Here is a 22,425-nt window from a genome sequence, read left to right on the forward strand (position 1 = left end):
AGCAGTCGGCCGCGTAGTGGGCGCGCTCGCCGGCGAGGTGCTGGCGGAACCGGAACCGGTCCATGTCGACGCCGACGCGCTCGTACCACTCCTGTGCGACGCCGAGGTAGTAGCCGACCCACGGGGAGCCGATGACGCCCTCGTCGACCGCCTCGCCGATCGTGGTGTCGAGGTAGTCGCCGTCGTCCGCCTCCTGTTCCGTCGCCGGGTACAGCCGGACCGACACGTCGCGCACGCGGTCGAGCGGCGGCTCGTCGTCCTCGGGGTCGATGAACTGCTCTAACTCCGCCTGCGTGAACTCGCGCAGCCGGAGGAGGCCGCCGCGCGGCGAGATCTCGTTGCGGTAGGCCGGGCCGATCTGGGTGATCCCGAACGGGAGGGTGCCGCGCGCGTACTCTTTCAGCCGCGGGAACTCGACGAAGATGCCCTGTGCGGTCTCCGGACGGAGGTAGCCGGGCTGGCCGTCGCCGGGACCGATGTCGGTCGCGAACATGAGGTTGAACGCCTCGACCGGCTCGCCGGCGAGCGCGGTGCCACAGGAGGGGCAGGCGATCCCGTGGTCGGCGATGAGCGCTTCGACTTCCTCGCCCGGGAGTGCCTCGGCGTCCTCGACGTCGGTCGCGTCCTCGACGAGGTGGTCGGCTCTGTGGGACTCGCCGCACTCGGGACACTCGACGAGCATGTCGTCGAACCCCTCGAGGTGGCCGGACGCCTCGAAGACCGCCTCGGGCATGATCGTCGGCGCCTCGATCTCGCGGTTCCCCTCGCGGATGGTGAACCGGTCGCGCCACGCGTCCTCGACGTTCTTCTTGAGCGCCGCCCCCTGCGGACCGAAGGTGTAGAATCCCGCGGTGCCGCCGTACGCGCCGTTCGAGCCGAAGAAGAACCCGCGTCGCTTCGCCAGCTCGACGAGGTCGCCCGCGGCCATCTAGAGGCCCTCCAGGAGGTCGACGTCGCGCACGATCCCGTCGAGGTCGGTGCCGTTGACGAGCGGCACCTGCTCGATGTCGTTGCTGATGAGCTCCTGTGCGACCTCCTTGGCGGTCCGCGCGGCGCTGACGGTCACCAGGTCCTCGGTCATGAAGTGGCGCGTCGCCTCCGCGGGCAGCTCCACGTTCCGGGTGGGGAGGTAGCGCGCGCCGGTCGCTTTGATCCCCTCCCAGGACCACTCCGAGTCCTGCTCGGCGATCGAGTCGCCGGTGCTCGCTTCGCCCTCGACGACGCGGGCGACCGCGAGGATGTCGACCTCGGTGAGGATGCCGGCGATCCCGGCGTCGTCGTCCAACACGACCGCGTACGGGACGTTCGCGAGACCGATCTCGCGCTCGGCGACCGGAAGCGGCGTCTCGGTGTGGGTCGCGTTGACCTCGGGGGTCGCGAGCCCGCCGACCGCCGTGTCGCCGTCGATCTCGCCGCGGGCGATGGCTCGCACCACGTCGGTGACGGTGAGGATCCCGACGAGCGCGTCGCCGTCGACGACCGGGAGTCGCCGAGACTCTTCGGTGACCATCCGAGCGGCCGCGTCGACGATATCGTCGTCGGCGTCGACCGTCGGGACCTCGCGCATCAACAGCGCGAGCTGGTCCTCGTCCGGCTGATCGATGAGGTCGTCACGCGAGACGAGCCCGCGGTACACCTCCTCGCCCTCGACGTCCTTCACGACCGGCACCGAGGAGAAGCCGTACTCCTGGATGTACTCCAACACGTCGTTCCGGCTCCCGGGAATCTCGACGACGACGAGATCCTCTCGCGGCGTCATGGCGTCTGATACGTTCATGCACCGTCTTTCTCCGTGGCACCTCTTGTATACTGCGAAGGTGGTCGGCGGCGCGCCGCCGGGGTTTCGCCGCTGCGTCGCCCTCTCCGCTCGCCTGCCGCACTCGTCTCCCCGTCTGCTTCCCCGTCTCCCCGCCTGCTCCCCCCGTCTCCCCCGCCTGCCTACCGCAGGGACAACCAGACAGCGCGACAACTGATTCATCGGATCGTCGATTTCGAGCGCCGATCGTCGTCCGATCGATGGCGATTTCGGGGAGTATCCGTCGATCTATCCGCCGAATCGCCGATCCACCGACGGCGATCGTCTCTCGTTCGGAACGTTTATACGTACTGTGAACAATTCACAATCATGTCACGGAGTTCCACTCCTTGGGACGACCCGGACCCCGATCACCGCCCCACGGCGCTGCCGACGGATCCGACGCTCGGCGCCGACGATTCGCCGGACATCATGGCGTCGATCGACTCCTCGACGTCGCGACCGGCCCTCGTGATCGCGGACGTGTCCCGAGAGAACGCGTGGGTCTCGGTCGACGAGACCGACGCCACCATTCTCGAAGAGTGGTGCTGACCGCGCGACCGCCCGCATCCACACCCGCGCACCCGTAGTCGCCCGCGCTCGTCGGGCGCTAGCTCGCCCTCGCCACGGCCCCAAGTTTTCGTTTCCCGTTTCCCCGTTCCCCCGTTTCCGTTTCCCGCTTCCCGCTTCCCGTTTCTCAGTCCGATCCGCGGATCCCGTGATCGGCTTCCCACGCTCTGATCAGCGACGCGATCGTTCGACAGGTTGGAGCGGCCACGTCGGCCCGATCGGCGCGGTCGAGCGCGGCTCCATAGATGGCCTCGACCTCGGTCCGCCGACCGGCCGCGACGTCTTCGCACATCGACGAGCGGTTCGGGGCGGTGTCGGCGGCGACTCGTTCGAGGGCGGCGACCGCGGTGTCCCCGTCGATGTCGACGCCCTCCGCCCGCGCGACCCTCGCGACCTCTCGGGCCGCCTCCCGCGCGACCGCGCCCGCCGGACCGGTGACCGTCGCCCCGTTCGACACCCTCGCCAGCGCCGAGGGGCCGTTGATCCCGGCGTTGACCGCGAGCTTCTCGTACCGGCGCCGCGGCATGTCCTCGGCGACGGTCGTCTCGATCCCCGCCGCGTCGAACGCGGCGCCGACCCGCCCGGCGAGCGGGTCCGGACCGCCGGCGAGCGCCCCGACGACGACCTCGCCGACCCCGGTGCAGGTCACCCGACCGGGCTCCGCGAACCGGGCGCCGTAGCTCGCGGTGCCCGCGAGCACCACCGGATCGAGCGCCGCGACGAGCCGCTCCTCGGTGAGCCCGTTCTGCAGCGAGCAGACGGCCTCGTACTCGCCGGTCGCGAGGGCGGTCGCCGCCGCGTCGGTGTCGTACGCCTTCGTCGTCACCAGCGCGAGGGCCGCCGAACGGTGGGCGCCGTCGGTGAGCGCTCGCGGGCGGACGTGGGCGTCGACCTCACCGTCGATCCGGAGGCCGTCCTCCCGGATCGCTCGCATGTGCGGATCGCGTCCGACGAGGGTGACGTCGTGCGCCCGCGCCAGCAACCCGCCCACGAGGCTGCCGAGCGCGCCCGCGCCGTAGACGAGTATCTCCATGGGCGGTCACACGGGTCCGGGCCGAAAAGAGATGACGGTGGCATCGGGCGACGGTGAGGCGGAGATGACGGCGAGACCGAGACCGCCGAGCCTCCAGATCACCCCTTCAGCCCGCTTCCGGTCAGCGGAACGACCACGTCGTCGTCGGGCGCGAGCGTCCCTCGCTCGCGGAGTTCGCGAAGCGCGGCCGGCGCGACCGCGCAGGTCGGTTCGGTGTAAAAGCCCGCCCGGTGCAGGCGGTCGAGCTCGCGGTCGACCGCCGGCTCCGTGACGGCGAGCGCGTCGCCGTCGGTGGCCGCGATCGCCTCGCGTATCTCCGTCTCGCGGACCGGCTCGGCGATCTGGATCCCGTCGGCCGCCGCGTTGACGCGCCCCTCGGGGTCGGCGGCGGAGGGGCCGTGCAGCGCGCGAACGACCGGCGCCACACCGGCGGCCTGCGCGCCGAACAGCCGGGGAATCGCGTCTATCCAGCCGGCGCGTTCGAGCCGGCGGAACCCCCAGTACGCCCCGAGAAACAGCGTCCCGTGGCCGAGCGGCATTACGACTGCGTCGGGGGCCGTCCACCCGCGCTGGAAGGCCATCTCGTAGGCGACCGTCGCGGTCCCCTCGAAGAAGGCCGGGTTCCACGCGTGGCTGGCGTACCAGGCGGCTTCGGTGTCGTCTCGCTCTCCGGTCGCGCCCGGTTCTTCACGCCCGAGTGCCGCGACGCACGCCGCGGTCACGTCCGCGCGGCTCCCCTCGATCCGGATCGGCTCTGCGCCGGCCCGGCGGATGGCTCGCAGCTTGGATGCTTTGGCGTCCGCGGGGACGTACACCGCGGCGTCGATCCCGGCCCGGGCGGCGTACGTGGCGATCGCCGCCCCGGCGTTGCCCGAGGAGTCCTCCACGACGCGCTCGACGCCCAACTCGCGGGCGCGGGTGAGCGTCGTCGTCGCGCCCCGATCTTTAAATGAGCCGGTCGGGAAAACGTACTCCAGTTTGAACGCGGCGTTCCAGTCGGGAGCGTCGACGAGCGGAGTCATCCCCTCGCCGAGCGTCACCCGCTCGGCGGGGTCGTCGCCGACGGGGAGGAAGTCCGCGAACGCCCAGAGTCCGGCGGCGGCTTCGCCCGAAAGCGCGTCGACCGGCTCGCTCGTCGTCGGCACCGGGGGCTCGGCGAAGCGAAGCGGGGCACCGCAGGTGCAGCGCCACCGGTCCGCGAACACCGTTCCGCAATCCGGACAGCGGAGCGACCGCGGTGGCGTCTCGGTCGTGTCCGCATCTTCGCCGCGATCGTCGCCCATCAGTACCGGTCGACGTTGGTGCCGACCGAACAGACGTACTCGCCGGCCGCGACCTGCGGGAGCCGTCGCGTCCGCCAGAACACGCCGTCGGTGTCGGCCGTCACCCGCCCTTTCAGCTCGCCGAAGACGTCGGTGACCTCGAAGAGGGCGTCTCCGGCGGAGACGCGCTCGCCGAGTTCGCGCTCGAACCGGACGAGTCCGCCCGCGGGGGCCCCGTACTGGTCGAAGCCGCGCGCCCGGATCTGCTGGTCGGTCGCGACCTCTCCGTCGAGGAACCCGTAGTACCGGAGCACGTTGAACACGCCCTCGACGCCGTACCGGATCGACTCCTCGTCCCAACCGACGCACCCTCCGAGCTCCGGGTCGATGGTCGGGATTCCGTGGTTCGGGCCGACCCGGGCGAGCTGGCCGTCCGGCCCCTTGATGTCGAGGACGTGCCCGCACCCGAACACCTTCGCGAGCTCCAAGCAGTCGCCGTGGAGGCGGTGGCGAACGCCGCAGCGGACCCGCGTCTCGTTTATCATCCGACTGGTCGATCCCTGATGGAGGTCCAAGATGAGGTCGGCGCGCTTCGCCGCCTGGAACGTCGCGTGGGCGATCCGCTCGCTGGTGGTGCCGCTCTCGTCGCCGGGGTAGCCGCGGTTCATCTTCCGGTCGTCGATCGGGTTCCGGTGTTCGGCCACCTGGAACCCGAAGTAGTTGACGACGCCGACGACGAGGATGGTGCCGGACAGCTCGGTCGGATCGACTCGGGGAACGAACCGGTTGACGACGCCCAACCCGTTCAGCTCGTCGCCGTCGCTGACCGCCTGCACGTACAGCGTCCGCCCGTCCGACGCGCCGTTGATGACGGCGACCGGCAGTCGCACGGGGCTCCCGTCCCGCGTTTCGCCCACTTCGAGACGGCCCGTGTCCGTCTCTCCCGGCGGAGCGCTGGCCGTTCCAAGCGTGATCATTACGCGAACGTGGTCGGGCGCCCCCTTTATCGGTTCGGTCCGCGGATCGTCGACCGGTTCACACCGGCCGTTCCACCGGCCCGCCCGGTGTGCGTCGCGGGATCGACACAAGGTTTATCGCCGTCTCGGCCGACGAACCGGTATCGAAGACCGCGTGCCGGCGCTCCGTGTGGCGGGGCCGGACGCCGACGCACGCACACCCTGCCCATGAGCATCGACATCGACCCCCTCTCGGAGGCGGCCGGCCTCACCGTCACCGACCACATCGAGAACACGCAGTTCGAGGTGTACACCGACCGGTCGGTCGACCCCCGCTCGCGCCCCGAGTCCGCACACTACTTCCCGGTCGACGCGAGCGTCGCGGTCGAGACCGCCGCGATCGAGATCCCCCGGGTCGCGGTCGTCGAGACCCGGTCGGGTGACGGGTCGCTGCTCACCCGCGGCGACGCCTACTCGATGCCGACCGCGACGTACCACGTCGGGATCGACCCCGCGCCGACGAAACTGTATCTCACGTTTGAGTCCGGCTTTTCCGTCTCGACGACGGAGCGGACGACCCGGATCGACCTCGACGCGGCCGCCGAGGTCACGCTCGGATTCCGCTCGCTCCACCAGGTGCCGGCGGGGACGATCACGACGCCGACCGACCCCGAGTCCCTGATGCGGGCGGTGTCGCTGCTCGGCTCCGCGCTCCAGACGACGAGCCCCGAGCGGTCCTTCCCGACCCTCCGCGGTCACCCGCCGCTGATCGAGCCCGGCGACGAGTTCCGCGTCCCCGAGCGCGTCGAGCCGCTCCGCTCCGGAGTCCGGATCGTCGTGCCGCCGACGTACGAATCCCTCTACCCGGTCGTCTCGCTGGCGTACTACTTCGCGGCCGAGGTCGTCCCCGGCGACGCGCCGCGGATCGAGGGCGACGGCTGGACGTACCCGCTCGAACCAGACATCGAGCGCCGGGCGGCCGAGGCGCTCCGGCAGTCGTTCCACTTCGACTGTCTCGCCCGCACGGAGGGGTTCTACCCGGTCGATCTCCACGAGCGCGAGACGACCGCCCTCGACCTCGACTGGGGCCGGCTGTACGACCTCCCGCTCGCAGAGCGGCTCGGCGAGTACCTCGCCGTTCCGTTCGACCGCGTCGAGCCGGAGCTCCCGCAGTGGACGCTCACGACCGACGTGCGGCCCGATCCCGAGAACGTCGAGATGCTCCCGTTCGTCGCCGGCGAGCTATCGATCGTCCGGTCCCCGGAGACGGTGACGCCCGCCGCCGCGAGCGAGGGCGGCGGCATGGGGTTCTTCCGGGGCGCCGACGCCATCGCGCCCGCCGCCGGTGCGGACGCCCTCGGGCCGGGCGAGTTCGTCCGCGGCGCCGCGGGAGCGAGTTCGGAGGCGGACCCGGGGGCCGTCCGCGGCGCGGGCGTCACCGGCGACCGCGGCGCGGTGCAGGCCGACACCGACTTCGTGCGGCCCGAGCCGGTCGACACGGTGGAGCACGCCTGGGTCGGCGACGGCGTCCCGCTCGACGCGAACAAGGCGACCCTCGACGCCTACCACCGTCGACTGGAGGCCGGCGCCGTCGAACAGTCGCGGATCTCGGTGCTCGTGGTGTGTAACGACGAACAGATGCGCGAGGAGGGGGCGGTCGCGGACCTGTACGGGCTCCGCGACATGGTGCAGTTCGACATCGAGGTGCGCCACGACCTCACCCGCGACGAGATGCGCGAGGTCCTGCGGTCCGACGTCGACTTCCTCCACTACGTCGGCCACGTCGACGACCGCGGGATGCAGTGCGCCGACGACTACCTCGACCTCACCGACGACGACCTCGACGTCGGCGTCAGCGCCTTCCTGCTCAACGCCTGCCAGTCGTACCGCCAAGGCGAGGCGCTCGTCCACCGCGGCTCCCGCGGCGGCATCGTCACCCTCTCCGACGTCGCCAACTCCCCGGCGACCCAACTCGGCCGCATCATCGCCCGACTGATGAACAGCGGCTTCAACCTCCGCACCGCGCTCCACGTCGCGAAACGCGAACTGATCACCGGCCACCAGTACATCGTCGTGGGGGACGGGGGGACGACGATCTGTCAGAGTCGGAGTGGCTCTGCAGTAGTAATAAATCTGATCAAAAGTGAATCTACTACCTGGAATTTCTCTGCAAACATATACCCAAATGGCCCATACGGTGCCGGAACCCTTGCCACTCCTAATTTGGCGTCCGCACGCACAAATTATTATACCCCGACGGATATTGAGGCTGATAACGTTCCAGTTGAAGAGCTAACTGAATTTTTCAGTCTCGAAGTACTTCCGATATTCGTTAATGACGAACTAGACTGGAGCGATAGTATATCTCTCGATTAAGGGCCAGGGTTGGACACAACAGCGTTCGCCGCCGCGGGCGCCGCCTGCGTCAACAGGAGGAGCGCGGTGAACAGGACGCCGGCCATCTTCGGGTGCTCTGCCACGTAGTCTGCAACACTTTCGTGCATATTACACAAGAAATCGCGTGCAATTAAATTGAAGATGGTTATGCGTCAATCTCTCTGTAATATTTGAATACTTATATACCCACAATTAAGTGACGCGGGGCCGCCGTCGTCGGTCCGGGCCCCGCCGGCGTCGTCCGTGACCGGTGCGTTAATGCCGATTTCGGCGGAGGATGCACGTATGACTGACGGCGACACCGGCGTCGACGGTGGCGAGGGCGCTGGCGGCGACGACGTCGATTTGCTCGACCCGTTCCGGCAGTTCTTCTCGCTGCGGCGGGACGTGCTCGTGTTGTCGCTGGCGATGTTCGCGTTCAGCCTCGGCTTCCAGATGACGAACCGGTACGTCCCGGAGTACCTGTCGGCGCTCGGGGCGAGCGCGTTCGTCATCGGGCTGTTCGGGACCGTGGGCAACGTCATCGGCGCGGTGTACCCGTACCCGGGCGGGCGGCTGTCGGACCGGATCGGGTCGCGAGTCGCGCTGACGCTGTTCGGGCTGCTGTCGAGTCTGGGGTTCGCGGTGTGGCTCGTCGCGCCGACCCTCGGGACGGTGACGGTCGCGGGCGTCGTGTTGGAGCCGTGGATCTGGATCTTCGTCGGACTCTTCCTCGCGCAGGCGTGGAAGTCGTTCGGCCTCGGCGCGACGTTCGCCATCGTCAAGCAGTCGGTGCCGCCCGCCCGACTCGCCCGCGGGTTCGCGAGCACCGAGGTGTTCCGCCGGTCCGCCTTCCTCATCGGCCCGCTGATCGCGGCCGGCGTGATCCAGTACGTCGCCGACTTCACCGCGGGCTTCCAGTACGTGCTCGCGGTGGCGCTCCTGTTCGCCGTCGTCGCCACCGGGCTCCAGCACGTCCTCTACGACGCGAGCGAGGACACCCTCGGCAAGGAGTTCGAGGGCGTTCGCGAGGTCGTCGACGACCTCCGGACCCTCCCGCCGGAGCTCCGCCCGCTGCTCGTCGGCGACACCCTCGTGCGGTTCGCCAACGGGATGGTGTACGTCTTCTTCGTCATCGTGATCACCCAGTTCTTGGAGGTCGGCCTCGACGTCGGCCCGCTGTCGCTCTCGCCGCCGGCCTTCTTCGGCGTCCTGCTCGCGATCGAGATGCTCGTCGCGCTCGTCTCGATGCCGCCCGCGGCGCGCGTGGCCGAGCGGGTGGGGCTCAAGCCGGTCGTCGCGCTCGGCTTCCTCGTGTACGCGGTCTTCCCCGTGCTGCTCATCAGCGTGCCCGCCGACACGCCGCTGACCGCGCCGCTCGTCGTCGCGCTGTTCGCGTTCTCGGGGCTCCGGTTCGCGGGGCTGCCCGCGCACAAGGCGCTGATCGTCGGGCCGGCCGAGCGCGACGCGGGCGGGCGCGTCTCCGGGTCGTACTACCTCGTGCGCAACGCGATCGTCATCCCGAGCGCAGCGCTCGGGGGGCTGATCTACGGTGGGTTCTCGGTGCCGACCACGGGGCTCGCGTTCCCCGGGAGCCCCACCGTCGCGTTCGGACTCGCGAGCGCGTTCGGGCTCGTCGGCGTCGCCTACTTCGCGCTGTTCGGCGAGGAGTACGACGCGTACGCCTGACGGCAGGGACTGGTCCACAATCGCCCCGCGACAGGTACGGACGCCCCGCCGTTTTTTACCTCCCGCGACCGACGTGCGGCCATGACCGACATCGACGCCGCGCTCCGGGACGCGTTCGAGCACACCGAGTACGACCTCGGCGACGTCGCCGTCAACCGCCAGCAAGTCAGGGTTCCGGTGCTCCAAGAGGGCGCCGACCCCGACGCGCTCCGAGCGATCATCGAGGAAGCGCTCGGCGCGGACGCCGTCGTCGCCGCCACGGTGGCGACCGAGACGATCGGCGGCGAGGACACGATCGGGACCGTCGTCTCGTTCCAGTACCGGCCGTGACGTCCGCGTATCGCTGTCATCCTCGCTCTCGCCACCGATTCCGATTCCGATTCCGCGGTCGATCCGGCCTCGGCCGGCGGCTCGTCCCGCGGCGGTTTCGATCGCTCCCGAAACGACTCGTTCGTAACGCGATACGGTTAACAGTTCGATGCCCGTACCCGACGATCAGACGATGACGTCCGACCAGGGTCACGACGGCGCGCAGTACCTCGCCGGGTCACCGGTTCGAGTCGCGATTCTCCGAGCGCTCCGACAGGAACCCCGCCGACCGGCGGACGTGACGGCCGCCGTCGACGCCACGCGCACGACCGTTCAGCGGATCCTCGCCGGGTTCCGCGAGCGCGACTGGGTCGTCAAGCGCGGTGCGGCCTACTGCGTGACGTCGACCGGACAGCGCGTCCACGACGCCTACGAGAGCCTCCTCGATGAGGTCGAGCGAGCCGATCGGTACGGGAAGTTCGCCGCGGACCTCGAACGCGTCGGCGCGGACCTGCCGCCCGAGGCGATCACCTCCGGCGAACTGACCGTCGCCGCCGACCGCAATCCGCTGGCCGCCGTCGATCGACTGACTGAGCTCCTGCGCGAGGGGTGCGGCGCGGAGATGCGAGCCGTCTCGCCGGTCGTTATCCAACAGTTCAACGAGGCGGCCGCGGAGGCGCTCGACGGGGGGGCGAACATCGAACTGGTCATCGATCGCGACGTGGCCGAGACATCGATCGAGGAGTTCGGCCCGGCGACGGACCGCGCGCTCGACGACGAGAACGCGACGGTGTACGTCTCCTCCGAGCCGATAACGTACGGCTTGTTCCGGTACGACGGAGTCGCGTGCGTAACCGCCTACGACCGACGGAACAACCCGCGGTGCGTGCTCGAATCGACGGACTCGCTCCTCCTCGAGTGGGTCGACGACCGGTTCGAGTCGTTCGTGGCGGACGCCACTCCGCTCTCGGCCGTCGTCAAGGACGCCTGATCGCTAGGAATCCGTCGTTTCGTCCGACGCTGTTCTCTCGGAATCGTCGTCTTCGACGCCGGCGTTTACGGGCACGACCGTGGGGTGATCGATACCGACGGGAGGGGTTTTGGCGCTCATGGTTCTATCTACCGCTACGCGTGCGTGCCTCTAAAAATTACCCATGGGCATAACGCATGCCCGATACGGAGTGATATACTCGGTAGTTATTCTCGGCGGCGAGGGCGACGTCGGCGCTACTGGAACTCCTCGGCGTACAGGTCCTGTGCGTGTTCGATCGCTTCTTTCGCGGTCTCTTTGTCCTCCCACCCGAGCGTCTCGACTTCCTTCCCGGCTTCGAGGTTCTTGTACGTCGAGAAGAACTCGTCAATCTCGTCGCGGATCTGCTTGGGGATGTCTTCGAGGTCTTCGATGTGATCGAACCGGGGGTCCTCGGTCGGCACCGCGATCACCTTATCGTCCTGCTCGCCGTCGTCGTCCATCTTCATGAGCGCGACGGGACGGGCCTCGATCACGCAGCCGGGGAACGTCTGGTCCTCGACGAGCACCATCACGTCGAACGGGTCGCCGTCGTCGTAGTAGGACTGCGGGATGAAGCCGTAATCGTACGGGTAGTGAACGTTCGAGTGGAGCACGCGGTCGAGGACGACGGCGGGGATGTCCTTGTCGTACTCGTACTTGTTCCGCTCGCCTTTGAGACACTCCACGACCGCGTAGATCTCGTCCGGCGCGTCGGGTCCCGTCTCGAGATCTTCCCAGAGATTGACCATGTACGTGTTATTCCGTGGATCGCTCTCAAAATCCTTTTGGGTTTCAGTCAGCACCGACAGCTTCCCGGCAGCGGTTGCCGGAGAATCGGTTGACACATTTCGGCTACATGTCCCGGTTTTCCCGACGGATCGTCGCCGTTCATTCAATACGTTGGCAGATCACTCGGGGCGCGAGTTGGTGCAGTCGGGGCATCTCGACCCCACTACACCCGATACAGTGGCGTTTCGACGTTTTTTCGTCGAACTACATATTTAAACACCGCTGAATCTTGAGAAAGGTTATAAGTTCGGGTTCCCTTCCATTATCCATGTCAGAGGCACAATCAGTCGCTGATGAGACCGCAACCAGATCCGCGGCCGATCTTACCGCGTTTCAACAGAACATTCTCGCAATTCTCTCCGAGGAGCCCATGTACGGGCTCGCTATCAAACGGGAGCTCGAGGCGTACTACGGTTCCGAAGTGAACCACGGTCGGCTCTACCCGAACCTCGACGACCTCGTCGAGGTCGGACTCGTCGAGAAGAGCGAACTCGACAAGCGGACGAACCAGTACGAGCTCACCGAAGCCGGCCACGACGCCGTCCTCGGCCAGCTCGAATGGGTCCTCGACCGCTTCGTCACGGACGAGGCGCGCGCCGACGAGGTCCGCGCGCTCCTCGAAGAATAACCGCGGGACGGTCGTACCGACGCGAAACTACACTTTTTGGCACACGAACGCGGTGAAAACCGCGTCCGCTCGACTCTGGTAGCGACGCCGACGGGGGTCCGTCCGTCTCGGTCCGCTACTCCGGCCCGTCGACGTCGGCGGCGATGTCCGCGATCACCGACAGCGATTCGTCGACGACGGCGAGCTGCTCGTCGGTCGGCCATCCGTTTCGCGGGAGGAACTCCTCCCGGAACTCCGCGCGCACGTCGGGGGATGCGTCGTCGACGGCGCGCACGTAGTGGTTGCTCATGAACGCCGCGAACGTCCGGGCGGTGTCGGCGTGGACGTCGGCGGCGCGCTCGGCGACGGCGTCGGCGACCGCCTCGTTGTACGCGGCGATCTCGCGGTAGCGGTCGGCGTCACCCGGCCCCGACAGCGACACCTCGACCGCGCGGTCCGTCGTCTCGATCCGGTCGAGCTGGACGGTCCCGTCCGCCATCCACTCGTCGGGGTACAACACGAGGGTGTCGTCGTCCTCGCGCAGCCGCGGGACGTAGTCGTGACCGGCGGCCAGCTCGTCGCGTCGCTCGCGGTAGAACGCCGCCGCCGCCTCGTCGGTCGTCTCCCGGGCGAGCCGCGTGAGTCGCTCCGCTTCGTCGACGGCTTCGGCCGGGATGTCCGGGATTCGGTCCGAGTCGTCCCCGCCGTCGCCCTCGGCGGCGCCATCGCTCTCCTCGGCGGCCGCCGCGTCCTCCTCGGCGGCCATCACTTCTCGTGCCCGTTCTTTCGCCCACTCCGGCGGCTCGTCGTTAGTTCGCGTCATCGAGTGCCTCGTTCGCTAGATCGTCGGCGCGCGCGTTTATCTCCCGCGGAACGTGGCCGAGCGACCATCGATCGAACCGCTCCAGCAACTCCCGAACGCGGACCCGTCGCTCGCGCAGTTCCGGGTCGTTCGCGTTCCACTCGCCGCGCACCTGCTTGACGATGAGTTCCGAGTCACCGCGGACGTCGATCTCGTCGAACCCGTACTCGTCGGCCGCCTCCAGCGCCCGGATCAGCGCGGCGTACTCGGCCTGATTGTTGGTGACCCGCCCGATCCGCTCGCCGCCCTCTGCGACGATCCCGTCCGCGGTGACGAGACACCACCCGACCGCGCCCGGTCCGGGGTTGCCGCGCGAGGCCCCGTCGAAGTACACGTGGGCGCGGCCCCCGCCGTTGTTTAAGAGTCCCACCAGTCGGGTCGTGTCGCTCCCTTGCACCACGACCTTGTCGTCGTACGCGACGGCGACGGCGCCCCCGTGTTCGGCGCGCCACCGCTCATGGGCGGTGTTTCCGTCGTCGATCCGGACGCCGGCGTCCGCGAGTCGCGCCCGCGCGGTCGTCGGATCGCAGTCGATCGTCGGCATTCGTTCGCAGTCGGCGGCCGCGCGATAAAGCGCTGTCCGTCGGCGGCCGCCGATCGCGTTTTACGACTCGGTGCGCGTCGCTGCGACGCGGCCGCTCACCGGATCCGTCCGACTGCTCACCGGTCCCGGCCGGTCGCGGGTCGGCCTCCTTCGGCGGCCGACCGCTCCGCCTCGGCCGCGGACTGTTCCCCTTCTGTCGCGGACTGCTGGAGCCGGTTCAGACCGAGCGTCGCGACGAACAGGACGCTCCCCACGTACAGGAACGACTGTGGGTCGGCGATGAGTCGCGAGACGAGGGCGTTTCCGTACCCGATGACGCTCGTGAGATATCCGAGGAGGGAGACGGTCCACCCGAGTCCGGTGACGCCGCCGAGTTGATCGAGCGAGTCCGCGTCGAAAATCGAGAGTAGCGCTGATTTCATGAGTTCCCCACGGTAGGTCGCACCTACCGGAGAGCGGGTAATGAACCTATTTTCGGTAATTACACCGGATAGTTACCAGTTCGCTTCGGACTGGCGTCGGTCGGTCGATCCTCACGAACTTTTAAGTCAGTCTGTCGAGATATTATATAAATGCGATGACACGGCCAACCCGGCAACGGGATCACGACCGGCAGCGCATGCGCGACGAGGACGCCGAGAAAACCGACACCGACGCCGAGGGAGTCGACGTCGACGCCGACGAGTTGGACCCCGAAGATTTCGACCCGGAAGAGCTCACCCGGACGGCCGACGGAGAACTGATACACGAGGAAACCGGGCTCATCGTCGAAGAAGAGCAGATCGACCCCGGCCCGGAGTGGCGGGCGTTCAACCACTCCGAGCGGCAGTCGAAGTCGCGCGTCGGCGCGCCGACGACGAAGACGATGCACGACAAGGGGTTGACGACGACGATCGATTGGAAGGACAAGGACGCGTACGGCCGCTCTATCTCCGCGAAGAAGCGGTCGCAGATGCATCGGCTGCGCAAGTGGCAAGAGCGCATCCGCACGAAGGACGCGGGCGAGCGCAACCTCCAGTTCGCGCTCTCCGAGATCGACCGCATGGCCAGCGCGCTNGTCATCTATCGACGCGCGCTCAACGAGGACCTCATCCGCGGGCGCTCCATCGAGGGCGTCTCCACCGCCGCCCTCTACGCCGCCTGTCGCAAGGAGGGGATCCCGCGATCCCTCGAGGAAATCTCCGACGTCTCGCGGGTCGAGCGCAAGGAGATCGGTCGGACGTATCGCTACATCTCTCAGGAGCTCGGCCTGGAGATGCGCCCGGTCGACCCGAAAAAGTACGTCCCCCGGTTCTCTTCCGAACTCGACTTGAGCGAGGAGGTCCAGTCGAAGGCCAACGAGATCATCGAGACGACCGCCGAGCAGGGGCTGCTCTCCGGAAAGTCTCCGACCGGGTTCGCCGCGGCTGCCATTTACGCCGCCTCGCTTCTGTGTAACGAGAAGAAGACGCAGCGCGAGGTCGCCGACGTCGCGCAGGTCACCGAGGTCACCATCCGCAACCGGTACCAAGAGCAGATCGAAGCGATGGGGATCCACAGTTAACCGCCGGCCGGTTCGGTTTCCGCCGCCAGCAACGTTCAAGCCGCCGCGCCGTCAACGATCGACCGAATGCGACTCGACGAGTTCATCGAGTTCGAGGCGAACGAGCGCGCCGAGCGCCGGCGACTCGCCGCCGAGAAGGACTACGGTATCCTCGACCACCTCGACTCCTTCGAGCGGCGCTTCGAGGAGCACGTCTCCGACGACGCCGTGGTCGGGAGCGTCTCGCCCTCCATCTTCGTCGGTCGCTCCAACTACCCGACCGTCTCGACCGGGCTGCTCTCGCCGGTCGGCCGCGAGAGCGCGGCGGAGCGGTTCCGGACCTCCGCGGCGTGGTACGACGAGGGCGTCTCCATCGCGGACGTGTTCGACCGGCGGACGAGCCTGCTCAACTCGACGCGCGGAGTCGCCGTCGAGGACGCCGGCGTCGACGAGACCGGCGGCGTCCACGACGCGTGGGACGGCTGGCTCGGCGTCCAGCGCGAGGTCGCGATCGCGGACCGCCCGGTCGACGTCGAGATCGGTCTCGACGGCACTCCCGACCTCGACTTCGATATCGGCACGCAGGACATCAAGACGCCGACCGGACCGCGGGCGGCCGCCCGCACCGCCGCTCTCGGCGAGAACCCGCACGTTCCTCGTCCGGTGAAAAAGACGCTGGAGGACGACGACTGGCGCGCGGAGGGGGCGATGACGTACCTCTACCGGCGCGGCTTCGACGTCTACGAGATCAACACGATCCTCTCCGCGGGGGCGCTCGGGCGGGGGGCGAACCGTCGGCTCGTCCCGACGCGCTGGTCGATCACCGCCGTCGACGACACGGTCGGGCGGTTCCTCCGCGGTTCGATCCGCGACAACCCGACGGTAGACCGGATCGAGGTCCACCGGAACGAGTACCTCGGCAACGCCTTCTGGGTCATCCTCGTCCCCGGTCGCTGGGAGTACGAACTCGTCGAGATGAAGTCGCCCGGTTCGATCTGGAACCCGGACCCCGAGGCCGGGGTCTACCTCGCGGCCGCGAGCGAGGGCCGTGAGGGCCGCACCGGCTACGTCGAGGAGACCGCCGGGGCCTACTACGCCGCCCGACTCGGGGTCTTAGAGCATCTCGACGAGCGCGGAAGACAGGCAAAGGCGCTCGTCTGCCGGCACGTCTCCGACGACTACTGGGGACCGGTCGGCGTCTGGCAGGTTCGCGAGGCGGTCCGGAACGCCTTCGCCGGCGAGCACGGCACGGCCGAGACGTTCGGCGAGGCGGTTCGCGGCGTCGCCGAGCACCTCCCGATCTCGCTCGGCCGCCTCCGCCGGAAGTCCACGATGGCGGCCGGGCTGCAGGCGAACCTCGGTGATTTCGTCGGCGCGGAGTGAGGCGGGGGGCGCTCGTTCGCTCGCTCGGCCGTCTGAGCGCTCGACTGTCCGCCGTCTCGACTGCCTGAGGCCCGCCCGATCGCTTTTCCCGTCCGGTCGAGTGGTGAGTCCATGGTCCTCACAGCCCCCGCGTTCGGCGGCGTTCCGGCCGGTCCGGAGCTCCTGATCATCTTGCTGATCCTCCTCCTCTTTGCGGCCCCCGTGGCGGCCGTCGTGGCGGTGGTGGTGTTCCTCAGACTCCGCTCGGACGGCGACGACGCGAGCGCCGCCGCCGGCGCTGACGCGCACGACAACGTTGACGCGGGTGGCGAGACTGACGCGCACGACGCCGCTGCCAACGCCGAACGGATCGCCGAACTGGAGGCCGAGGTCGAACGGCTCCGGCGGAAAGTGGACGCCGAGGCGGACGCCGCCGGAGACGACGAAACGTTCGACTGAGCCCGTCGGAAGTGCTGTCGCCCGTCGGCGGGGCCAGTCGTTCGGTGACCGGCCCTCGCTCCGTCCACGATGGTACCGGAGGATAGCGTTCACGCCGGCTCTCCGGAGAAGCAGATCGCACGCGCGACCGATAGCGGGAGTGGATAACTCGATACTGTGGAGTCGTCGTTTATAAGCGATCGAGTGGTGTCGCTGTCGTCTGTTTATAAGCTGTTGGTGGTGGCGTAACTGTGCCAACGCGCTAACCGCACAGCACCGCGCCTCACGCCTCCCCAGCCTCGGCGGACGGTCCGGCGCGGGCGGAGCCGCGCCGACCCGCCGCCTCCCTCGCGGGCTCCTCGCGGCCTATCGGCCGCTCGGAGGCGCGCCCGGGCGAGAGCGAAGCTCTCGCTTGCAGCCGGCGATGCCACCGTCGCGTTCATTTATAACTGGTCGTTGTCTCCGCTCTCGGCTGTGTGTAGATCACGTCGCCGGCACCGATCTGCAACACTCACTCTCGCGCTCGATCACGCCGCGAGCCCGTCGGTGACAACACTCGAGGCTGCGAGGGGGACGCGCGGAGGCCGCGAGAGGGCCGCGTGACGCCTGCTGGCGTCGGCGAACGGCCACGACGCTCCCTCTCAGTCTTCCGCCCAGTAGTACAGATCCTCGCGCGGCGCGTTGCAGTTCGGACAGTTCGCAGGGAGTTCCGACCCGATTTCACCCATCTCGCCGCACTCCCAACAGCGCCACATCACGTAGGCGGTCCCGAACACGTCGCGTGCGTCGGTGAGCGACAGTGCGCCCGACCCCGACGCCGTGACGTAGAAGCCGTCGTCGTCGACGCCGCGGACCGTCCCCAACCGGTCGCCACCCTCGTCGTACACGGGTTGGCCGATACTCACGTCGGCGAATACGGGTTCTTCAGAGGCCATGGGCGAGTATACGCGCTGATCCCTCATAAGTGTGGTATGTGGGGGCGTAGCACTACGTGGAGGAGGAGTACGACTATTGCGTGCGAGGCGGGNCGAGTATACGCGCTGATCCCTCATAAGTGTGGTATGTGGGGGCGTAGCACTACGTGGAGGAGGAGTACGACTATTGCGTGCGAGGCGGGTACCGAAACGAAAACGCGGCGAAACGGGGAGAGGGAAAGAGGCTGCGGCGCGGGGGATCGGCTCAGGCGACCGGCGTGCGCTCGACGACGGTGCCGTTGACGGTCGGGTACTGCTCGACGATCTCGCCCTCGTCGAGGTCGCCGTCTTCGACCATCTCCTCTAAGAGCCACCACGCGACCTCGACGTGGTTCGATTTGACGGTGTAGAACTCCTCGGGGACGCCGAGCGCCTCGAAGCGCTCGGGCTCGGCGAAGGCCTTCCCGTAGACGAGGGTGCCGTCGTCGGTCACCTCGTCGAACTCGCGGCGGATGTTCCGGGCCATCCGCTTGAGCCGGTTCCGGTGCTGGGCGGCGTCTTTGAACACGGACGTACAGAAGTACACCTTCTCGTGGCTCGCCATCTCCGAGACGATCGACTCGTCTTTCGACCCCTCGACGGCGGACATGTGCCCCTCCTGCAGTTCGAAGCCCTCCTCCTGCATCCGGCGGTAGTTGCCGTCGGACATCTCGAACTCGTTGACGTTACAGAACTCCGCGGCGCCCTCGTCTAAGAACTCCAGGAACTCCGGCTCCGCGCGGATGCCGGGGATCTCGAAGGCGGGCGTGAGTCCCTCCTCGCGGGCGATGTACAGGATCTCCTCCCACTCGGTGCCGTGCATGTCGCCCCACAGCTCCACCGGCGGGTGGAAGCGGATCTCGTCGAGCCCGGCCTCCGAGAGCCGACGCATATTCTCGCGCCCGCCCGTGATCCCGGTGTAGAGGTGCGTGTGGTGGTCCTCGCCGAACTCGTCTTTGAGCAGTTCGAGGTACCGGCACGTCTTCGCCATCGCCTCCTGCGGTTCGCCGCCGGTGATCGAGGTGCCGAGCGCGCTCATCCGCTTGGCCTCCGCGATCACGTCCTCGTCGGACTCGACCTTCCGCTCGTTGGCGTACACGTCGGTGACGTTCTTCCGGTTCTCTCCGAGGGGGCAGTAGAAACAGTCCCGCTGGTCGCAGTAGCCGTAGACGAACAGCACCATCTTGCCGCCCTTGGCGCACTGCTCACAGCCCTTGGAGATCATCTACACCCCTGTACCCGCTCCGGCCTCAAAAAGCGTCCGAACTCCGCGCTCCCGGGTGATACGTTGCCACAGCGCTCCGGTCGCGGGTCTCAGAGGCACAAAGTATGTACCCCTCGGGCGGTGACCGGCGGGTATGACTCGACGATCGAGCGCTGACCCTCCGTCCGCCGCCGACGCCGCCGATCTCGACGCCAACGCCGACACGACCACCCGTCGCCGCGCGCTCGCGGTCGGCGGTGCGGTCGGCATCGCCGGGCTCGCCGGCTGTACCGCCATCGACGTGTTCACCGGCGACGAGCCCGCGGAGTTCACCGCCGGGACGGCGACCGTCGCCGACGCGGTACTCGACGAGACCGGCTACGAGCTCAACGAGATCTTCACCGAGACCGTCACCCAACAGTTCGAGGTCGCCGGCTCGACACGGGAGGTTCGCGTGACGAACCGGGTCGCCGAGTACGACCGGGCCGTCGAACTGTTCGGCGAACGGTATCAGGCCGCCGTGTTCGCCGCGCTCGCCACCCCGCGCGTCGAGGTGCTCGGGCAGGCGTTCAACCCGATCGCTGACCTCGACGACGCGGAGCGCGCCGAGCTCATCTTGAACCGCTACGACAACGTCGAGGACCTCGAACGCGGCTCCGAGTACACCACCTCGATGCTCGATACCGACGTCGACGTCGTCGTCTACACCGCGAGCGCCGAAATCTCCGGCGCGGGCCTCACCGTCGACGTCGAACTGCACGTCGGCGCCCCCGTGGAGGCGGGCGAGGACTACGTGCTCCCGCTGGCGGCGTACCCGGAGGACTTCGGCGACGGGGAGGTCGTCCGCCGGATGATCAACGGGATCGAGTACAGCGCGGAGGAGTAGGTGACGCCGGCGCCCGCCCCGACGTCGGCCCGCCGCGAGCCGAAAACATATCCCGACCTGTCGCGTAGCTCTCCGTAATGCTGCTCGTCCTCTGTGTCGACCTCGACGACGACCTCGGCCGCAAGACGGGGATCCCCACGCCCGTCATCGGCGCGGACGACGTCACCGAGGCCGCGGTCGCGCTCGCGACCGCCGATCCGGAGGACTCCGACGTGAACGTCCTGTTTCAGGGCGTCAACGTCCACGACGAGTTGGCGGCGGCCGGCGAGGCCGTCGAGGTCGCCGCGGTCACGGGGATCGACGGCTCCGACGTGAAGGCGAACCGCGCCGTCGGGAAGGAGGTCGACCGCGTCCTCGCCGAGCTATCGACCGGCGAGGAGGTGTCGGCCGTCGTCATCACCGACGGCGCCCAAGACGAGTCGGTGCTCCCGGTGATACGGTCTCGGATGCCGATCGACGGGATGCGCCGCGTCGTCGTCCGGCAGGCGCAGGACCTCGAATCGCTCTACTACACGATCAAGCAGGTGCTCGCGGACCCGGAGACGCGCGGAACGATCCTCGTCCCGCTCGGCGTCCTCCTCCTCATCTACCCCCTCGTCGTCGTCGCGAACCTCTTCGACGTCGCCGGCGCGGCCGTCCTCGGTATCCTCTCGGGGATCGTCGGGCTCTACTCGCTGTTCCGCGGACTCGGGTTAGAGGACACCGTCGACGGCGCGGCGGCGACGGTTCGCAACGTGCTGTACACCGGCCGCGTCACCCTCGTCACCTACGTCGTCGCGCTCGCGTTGCTCGTCGTCGGCGGCGTCCAAGGGCTCGACACGGTCGAGGCGGTCCGCGACACCGGCGCCGGTGCGACCACCGGAATCCTCGTCGCCGCGTTCGTTCACGGGCTCGTCCAGTGGCTCGCGGTCGCCGGCGTCACCTCGAGTCTCGGGCAGATCACCGACGAGTACCTCGCCGGCCGATTCCGCTGGCGGTACCTCAACGCGCCGTTTTACGTGCTCTCTATCGCCGTCGTGCTGTACGCCGTCTCCGGGTTCTTCCTGCCGGCCGCCCCTGGTGTGACGCCGCTCGGGCTCCCGGACCTCGCGCTGGCGCTCGCGGCGGGGACGCTCATCGGCGTATTGAGTACGCTCGCGTTCGCAGTCGCGGAGTCGCAGTTGCCGTCCGCGGAGCCGGCGTGAAGTGAAGGCGGCCGCACGCTCCTCTGCGGCACGGTCGGTGGACGGTCTCCCGGCTCGCGGTCACCGACCCGCTACCGCGGCGTCCACTCGTCGCAGGCGTCCATGTTCTCCATCAGCTCGTCGTGGTGAGCGCAGTACGGCTGCATCCCCTGTTCGGTACGGACGTAATCGAACTGCGCGCAGTTCCCGCAGTAGGTGTCTCCCGGGCCGTCGCGCGCTGCCGCGGCTCCGGCTCCCGGCGACGGTCCGGTCGGTGTCGCGGACTCGTTCGGGGCCCCCGTCACGTCCGCTCCGCCTGCTCCGCTCGCTCCGTTGCCATCGAGCGGCGATCGGATCGCCGTCGCGGTCTCGCCGCCGTCGCTCACGCCCGCGGCGTCGGTCCCCGCGGGAGACGACTGACTGCCGGACCCGTTTCCGCCGGACGTGGCGGATGACCCCGATGCTCCCGGCTGATTGGTCTGCGTCTCGACCTCGCCGTCGGGCGTACCGCCCAAGAGGCCGACGCCGCCCATCCCGTCGATCTGGTCGCGTTCGACCTCGATGATCTTCGTCTCTCCTTTGTGCGTCACCTCCATGGTGACGGTCCCGCCGGGGTCGTTTCGCGTTTTGAAGTTGGCGACGCCGACGAACACGCTCCACAGCATCGTCGCGGCCCCGAGGAAGTACAGCCCCGCGGTCGGCAGCGTGAGGTCGGTGAGCTCCGGGCGCGGGCCGCCCACCCACTGATACGGGTACGCGTGCGCGAACAGCGCGACGCCGAGGCCCATGACGGCCGCCCCGACGATCGCGGCGGCCCGGGTGTTGCGATCGGCCGGGAGCACGGTCATCACGCCGAGCAACAGCAGGGGGACGCCTGCGCCGCCGAGGATCCCGCCGAGCCGGCGGGCCGCGCCGGAGTCGTACCCGCTCGGGAGCAGCACCTCCGCGGCCACGAGAATCCCGCCGACGAGCAGCAGCGTGCCGGCGACGAACGAGCCCACGCCGAGATAGAGGCGACGCGGATCGACCTCGGAGCGTCCCCGACCGCCGTACGCCTCCGAGAGACTGGTCATACGCGGCCTACGTCGTCCTC

The 22,425-nt window shown here is 68.4% G+C and carries 24 protein-coding genes; 11 read left to right on the plus strand and 13 right to left on the minus strand.

The window, feature by feature from the left end:
• Both glyS and C461_RS14545 read right to left on the minus strand, forming a co-directional pair.
• Positions 1–928: glycine--tRNA ligase (glyS, locus tag C461_RS14540; protein ID WP_008002540.1), on the minus strand; the 928-nt coding region annotated here is incomplete at its 3' end.
• Positions 929–1,777 carry a CBS domain-containing protein gene (locus tag C461_RS14545; RefSeq protein ID WP_008002542.1) on the minus strand — a complete coding sequence of 283 codons (849 nt, stop codon included), beginning with the start codon at positions 1,775–1,777 and terminating at the stop codon, positions 929–931.
• Positions 1,778–2,125: 348 nt separating this feature from the next.
• Here C461_RS14545 and C461_RS14550 point away from each other — a divergent pair, with 348 nt between their 5' ends.
• Positions 2,126–2,347: a DUF7556 family protein gene (locus C461_RS14550; protein WP_008002544.1), complete on the plus strand. Its 222-nt coding sequence runs from the start codon at positions 2,126–2,128 to the stop codon at positions 2,345–2,347.
• A 145-nt stretch (positions 2,348–2,492) separates the two neighbouring features.
• Here the strand turns inward: C461_RS14550 and C461_RS14555 are convergent, their stop codons facing one another.
• From C461_RS14555 to C461_RS14565, 3 genes are all read right to left on the minus strand, one after another.
• Positions 2,493–3,398, minus strand: coding sequence for a ketopantoate reductase family protein (locus tag C461_RS14555; RefSeq protein WP_008002546.1), 906 nt, complete (start codon positions 3,396–3,398; stop codon positions 2,493–2,495).
• A 98-nt stretch (positions 3,399–3,496) separates the two neighbouring features.
• Positions 3,497–4,681: a pyridoxal-phosphate dependent enzyme gene (locus C461_RS14560; protein WP_008002548.1), complete on the minus strand. Its 1,185-nt coding sequence runs from the start codon at positions 4,679–4,681 to the stop codon at positions 3,497–3,499.
• Positions 4,681–5,637 (minus strand): succinylglutamate desuccinylase/aspartoacylase family protein, encoded by a 957-nt coding sequence (locus tag C461_RS14565; RefSeq protein WP_008002550.1) that lies wholly within the window; start codon positions 5,635–5,637, stop codon positions 4,681–4,683. Before C461_RS14565 ends, C461_RS14560 begins: the two co-directional genes overlap by 1 nt.
• A 207-nt stretch (positions 5,638–5,844) precedes the next feature.
• On the opposite strand from C461_RS14565, the gene C461_RS14570 reads away from it, so the two are divergent.
• Positions 5,845–7,992 carry a caspase family protein gene (locus C461_RS14570; protein WP_008002551.1) on the plus strand — a complete coding sequence of 716 codons (2,148 nt, stop codon included), beginning with the start codon at positions 5,845–5,847 and terminating at the stop codon, positions 7,990–7,992.
• On the opposite strand, the gene C461_RS16225 is transcribed toward C461_RS14570, so the two are convergent.
• A complete protein-coding gene (locus tag C461_RS16225) occupies positions 7,989–8,120 on the minus strand; it encodes a DUF7503 family protein (protein ID WP_008002552.1) in 132 nt (43 codons plus the stop codon). The genes C461_RS14570 and C461_RS16225 overlap by 4 nt on opposite strands.
• Before the next feature lie 178 nt (positions 8,121–8,298).
• On the opposite strand from C461_RS16225, the gene C461_RS14575 reads away from it, so the two are divergent.
• The 3 genes from C461_RS14575 to C461_RS14585 all read left to right on the plus strand — a co-directional run bounded on the left by C461_RS14575 (position 8,299) and on the right by C461_RS14585 (position 10,981).
• Positions 8,299–9,681 carry an MFS transporter gene (locus C461_RS14575; RefSeq protein ID WP_008002553.1) on the plus strand — a complete coding sequence of 461 codons (1,383 nt, stop codon included), beginning with the start codon at positions 8,299–8,301 and terminating at the stop codon, positions 9,679–9,681.
• 81 nt (positions 9,682–9,762) lie between these two features.
• On the plus strand, positions 9,763–10,011 hold the full coding sequence (locus C461_RS14580; protein ID WP_008002554.1) for a hypothetical protein: 249 nt from the start codon (positions 9,763–9,765) through the stop codon (positions 10,009–10,011).
• 172 nt (positions 10,012–10,183) lie between these two features.
• Complete coding sequence (locus C461_RS14585) at positions 10,184–10,981, plus strand: helix-turn-helix transcriptional regulator (RefSeq protein ID WP_049906742.1); 798 nt, start codon at positions 10,184–10,186, stop codon at positions 10,979–10,981.
• 236 nt (positions 10,982–11,217) lie between these two features.
• Here C461_RS14585 and C461_RS14590 read toward each other — a convergent pair whose 3' ends face one another.
• Positions 11,218–11,751, minus strand: coding sequence for an inorganic diphosphatase (locus C461_RS14590; RefSeq protein ID WP_008002556.1), 534 nt, complete (start codon positions 11,749–11,751; stop codon positions 11,218–11,220).
• Positions 11,752–12,059: 308 nt separating this feature from the next.
• Between C461_RS14590 and C461_RS14595 the strand changes: the two genes are divergently transcribed.
• On the plus strand, positions 12,060–12,419 hold the full coding sequence (locus C461_RS14595) for a PadR family transcriptional regulator (RefSeq protein WP_049906735.1): 360 nt from the start codon (positions 12,060–12,062) through the stop codon (positions 12,417–12,419).
• 115 nt (positions 12,420–12,534) lie between these two features.
• Here C461_RS14595 and C461_RS14600 read toward each other — a convergent pair whose 3' ends face one another.
• The 3 genes from C461_RS14600 to C461_RS14610 all read right to left on the minus strand — a co-directional run bounded on the left by C461_RS14600 (position 12,535) and on the right by C461_RS14610 (position 14,226).
• Positions 12,535–13,221, minus strand: a complete 687-nt coding sequence (locus tag C461_RS14600) for a DUF7108 domain-containing protein (RefSeq protein ID WP_008002558.1) — start codon at positions 13,219–13,221, stop codon at positions 12,535–12,537.
• Positions 13,208–13,804, minus strand: coding sequence for a ribonuclease HI (rnhA, locus tag C461_RS14605; RefSeq protein ID WP_008002560.1), 597 nt, complete (start codon positions 13,802–13,804; stop codon positions 13,208–13,210). The genes C461_RS14600 and rnhA overlap by 14 nt, the downstream gene beginning before the upstream one ends.
• A 116-nt stretch (positions 13,805–13,920) precedes the next feature.
• Positions 13,921–14,226, minus strand: a complete 306-nt coding sequence (locus C461_RS14610; protein ID WP_008002562.1) for a hypothetical protein — start codon at positions 14,224–14,226, stop codon at positions 13,921–13,923.
• A gap of 197 nt (positions 14,227–14,423) precedes the next feature.
• Here C461_RS14610 and C461_RS14615 point away from each other — a divergent pair, with 197 nt between their 5' ends.
• From C461_RS14615 to C461_RS14625, 3 genes are all read left to right on the plus strand, one after another.
• Positions 14,424–15,347, plus strand: coding sequence for a transcription initiation factor IIB (locus C461_RS14615; protein ID WP_008002564.1), 924 nt, complete (start codon positions 14,424–14,426; stop codon positions 15,345–15,347).
• A gap of 66 nt (positions 15,348–15,413) precedes the next feature.
• Positions 15,414–16,709 (plus strand): DNA repair protein NreA, encoded by a 1,296-nt coding sequence (nreA, locus tag C461_RS14620; RefSeq protein WP_008002566.1) that lies wholly within the window; start codon positions 15,414–15,416, stop codon positions 16,707–16,709.
• A gap of 111 nt (positions 16,710–16,820) precedes the next feature.
• A complete protein-coding gene (locus tag C461_RS14625; protein WP_008002568.1) occupies positions 16,821–17,147 on the plus strand; it encodes a hypothetical protein in 327 nt (108 codons plus the stop codon).
• A 620-nt stretch (positions 17,148–17,767) separates the two neighbouring features.
• Here the strand turns inward: C461_RS14625 and C461_RS14630 are convergent.
• Positions 17,768–18,061 carry a DUF7130 family rubredoxin-like protein gene (locus C461_RS14630; protein ID WP_008002570.1) on the minus strand — a complete coding sequence of 98 codons (294 nt, stop codon included), beginning with the start codon at positions 18,059–18,061 and terminating at the stop codon, positions 17,768–17,770.
• Between the two features lie 244 nt (positions 18,062–18,305).
• Positions 18,306–19,304 (minus strand): radical SAM protein, encoded by a 999-nt coding sequence (locus C461_RS14635; RefSeq protein ID WP_008002572.1) that lies wholly within the window; start codon positions 19,302–19,304, stop codon positions 18,306–18,308.
• Between the two features lie 133 nt (positions 19,305–19,437).
• On the opposite strand from C461_RS14635, the gene C461_RS14640 reads away from it, so the two are divergent.
• Positions 19,438–20,169 carry a DUF6517 family protein gene (locus tag C461_RS14640; RefSeq protein WP_008002574.1) on the plus strand — a complete coding sequence of 244 codons (732 nt, stop codon included), beginning with the start codon at positions 19,438–19,440 and terminating at the stop codon, positions 20,167–20,169.
• Between the two features lie 77 nt (positions 20,170–20,246).
• Positions 20,247–21,353 carry a DUF373 family protein gene (locus C461_RS14645; protein ID WP_008002576.1) on the plus strand — a complete coding sequence of 369 codons (1,107 nt, stop codon included), beginning with the start codon at positions 20,247–20,249 and terminating at the stop codon, positions 21,351–21,353.
• A gap of 71 nt (positions 21,354–21,424) precedes the next feature.
• Here the strand turns inward: C461_RS14645 and C461_RS14650 are convergent, their stop codons facing one another.
• Complete coding sequence (locus C461_RS14650; RefSeq protein WP_008002578.1) at positions 21,425–22,405, minus strand: DUF7139 domain-containing protein; 981 nt, start codon at positions 22,403–22,405, stop codon at positions 21,425–21,427.
• Positions 22,406–22,425 lie beyond the last annotated feature (20 nt).

Origin of the sequence: Halorubrum aidingense JCM 13560, from assembly GCF_000336995.1 — an archaeon.
GTDB lineage: Archaea > Halobacteriota > Halobacteria > Halobacteriales > Haloferacaceae > Halorubrum > Halorubrum aidingense.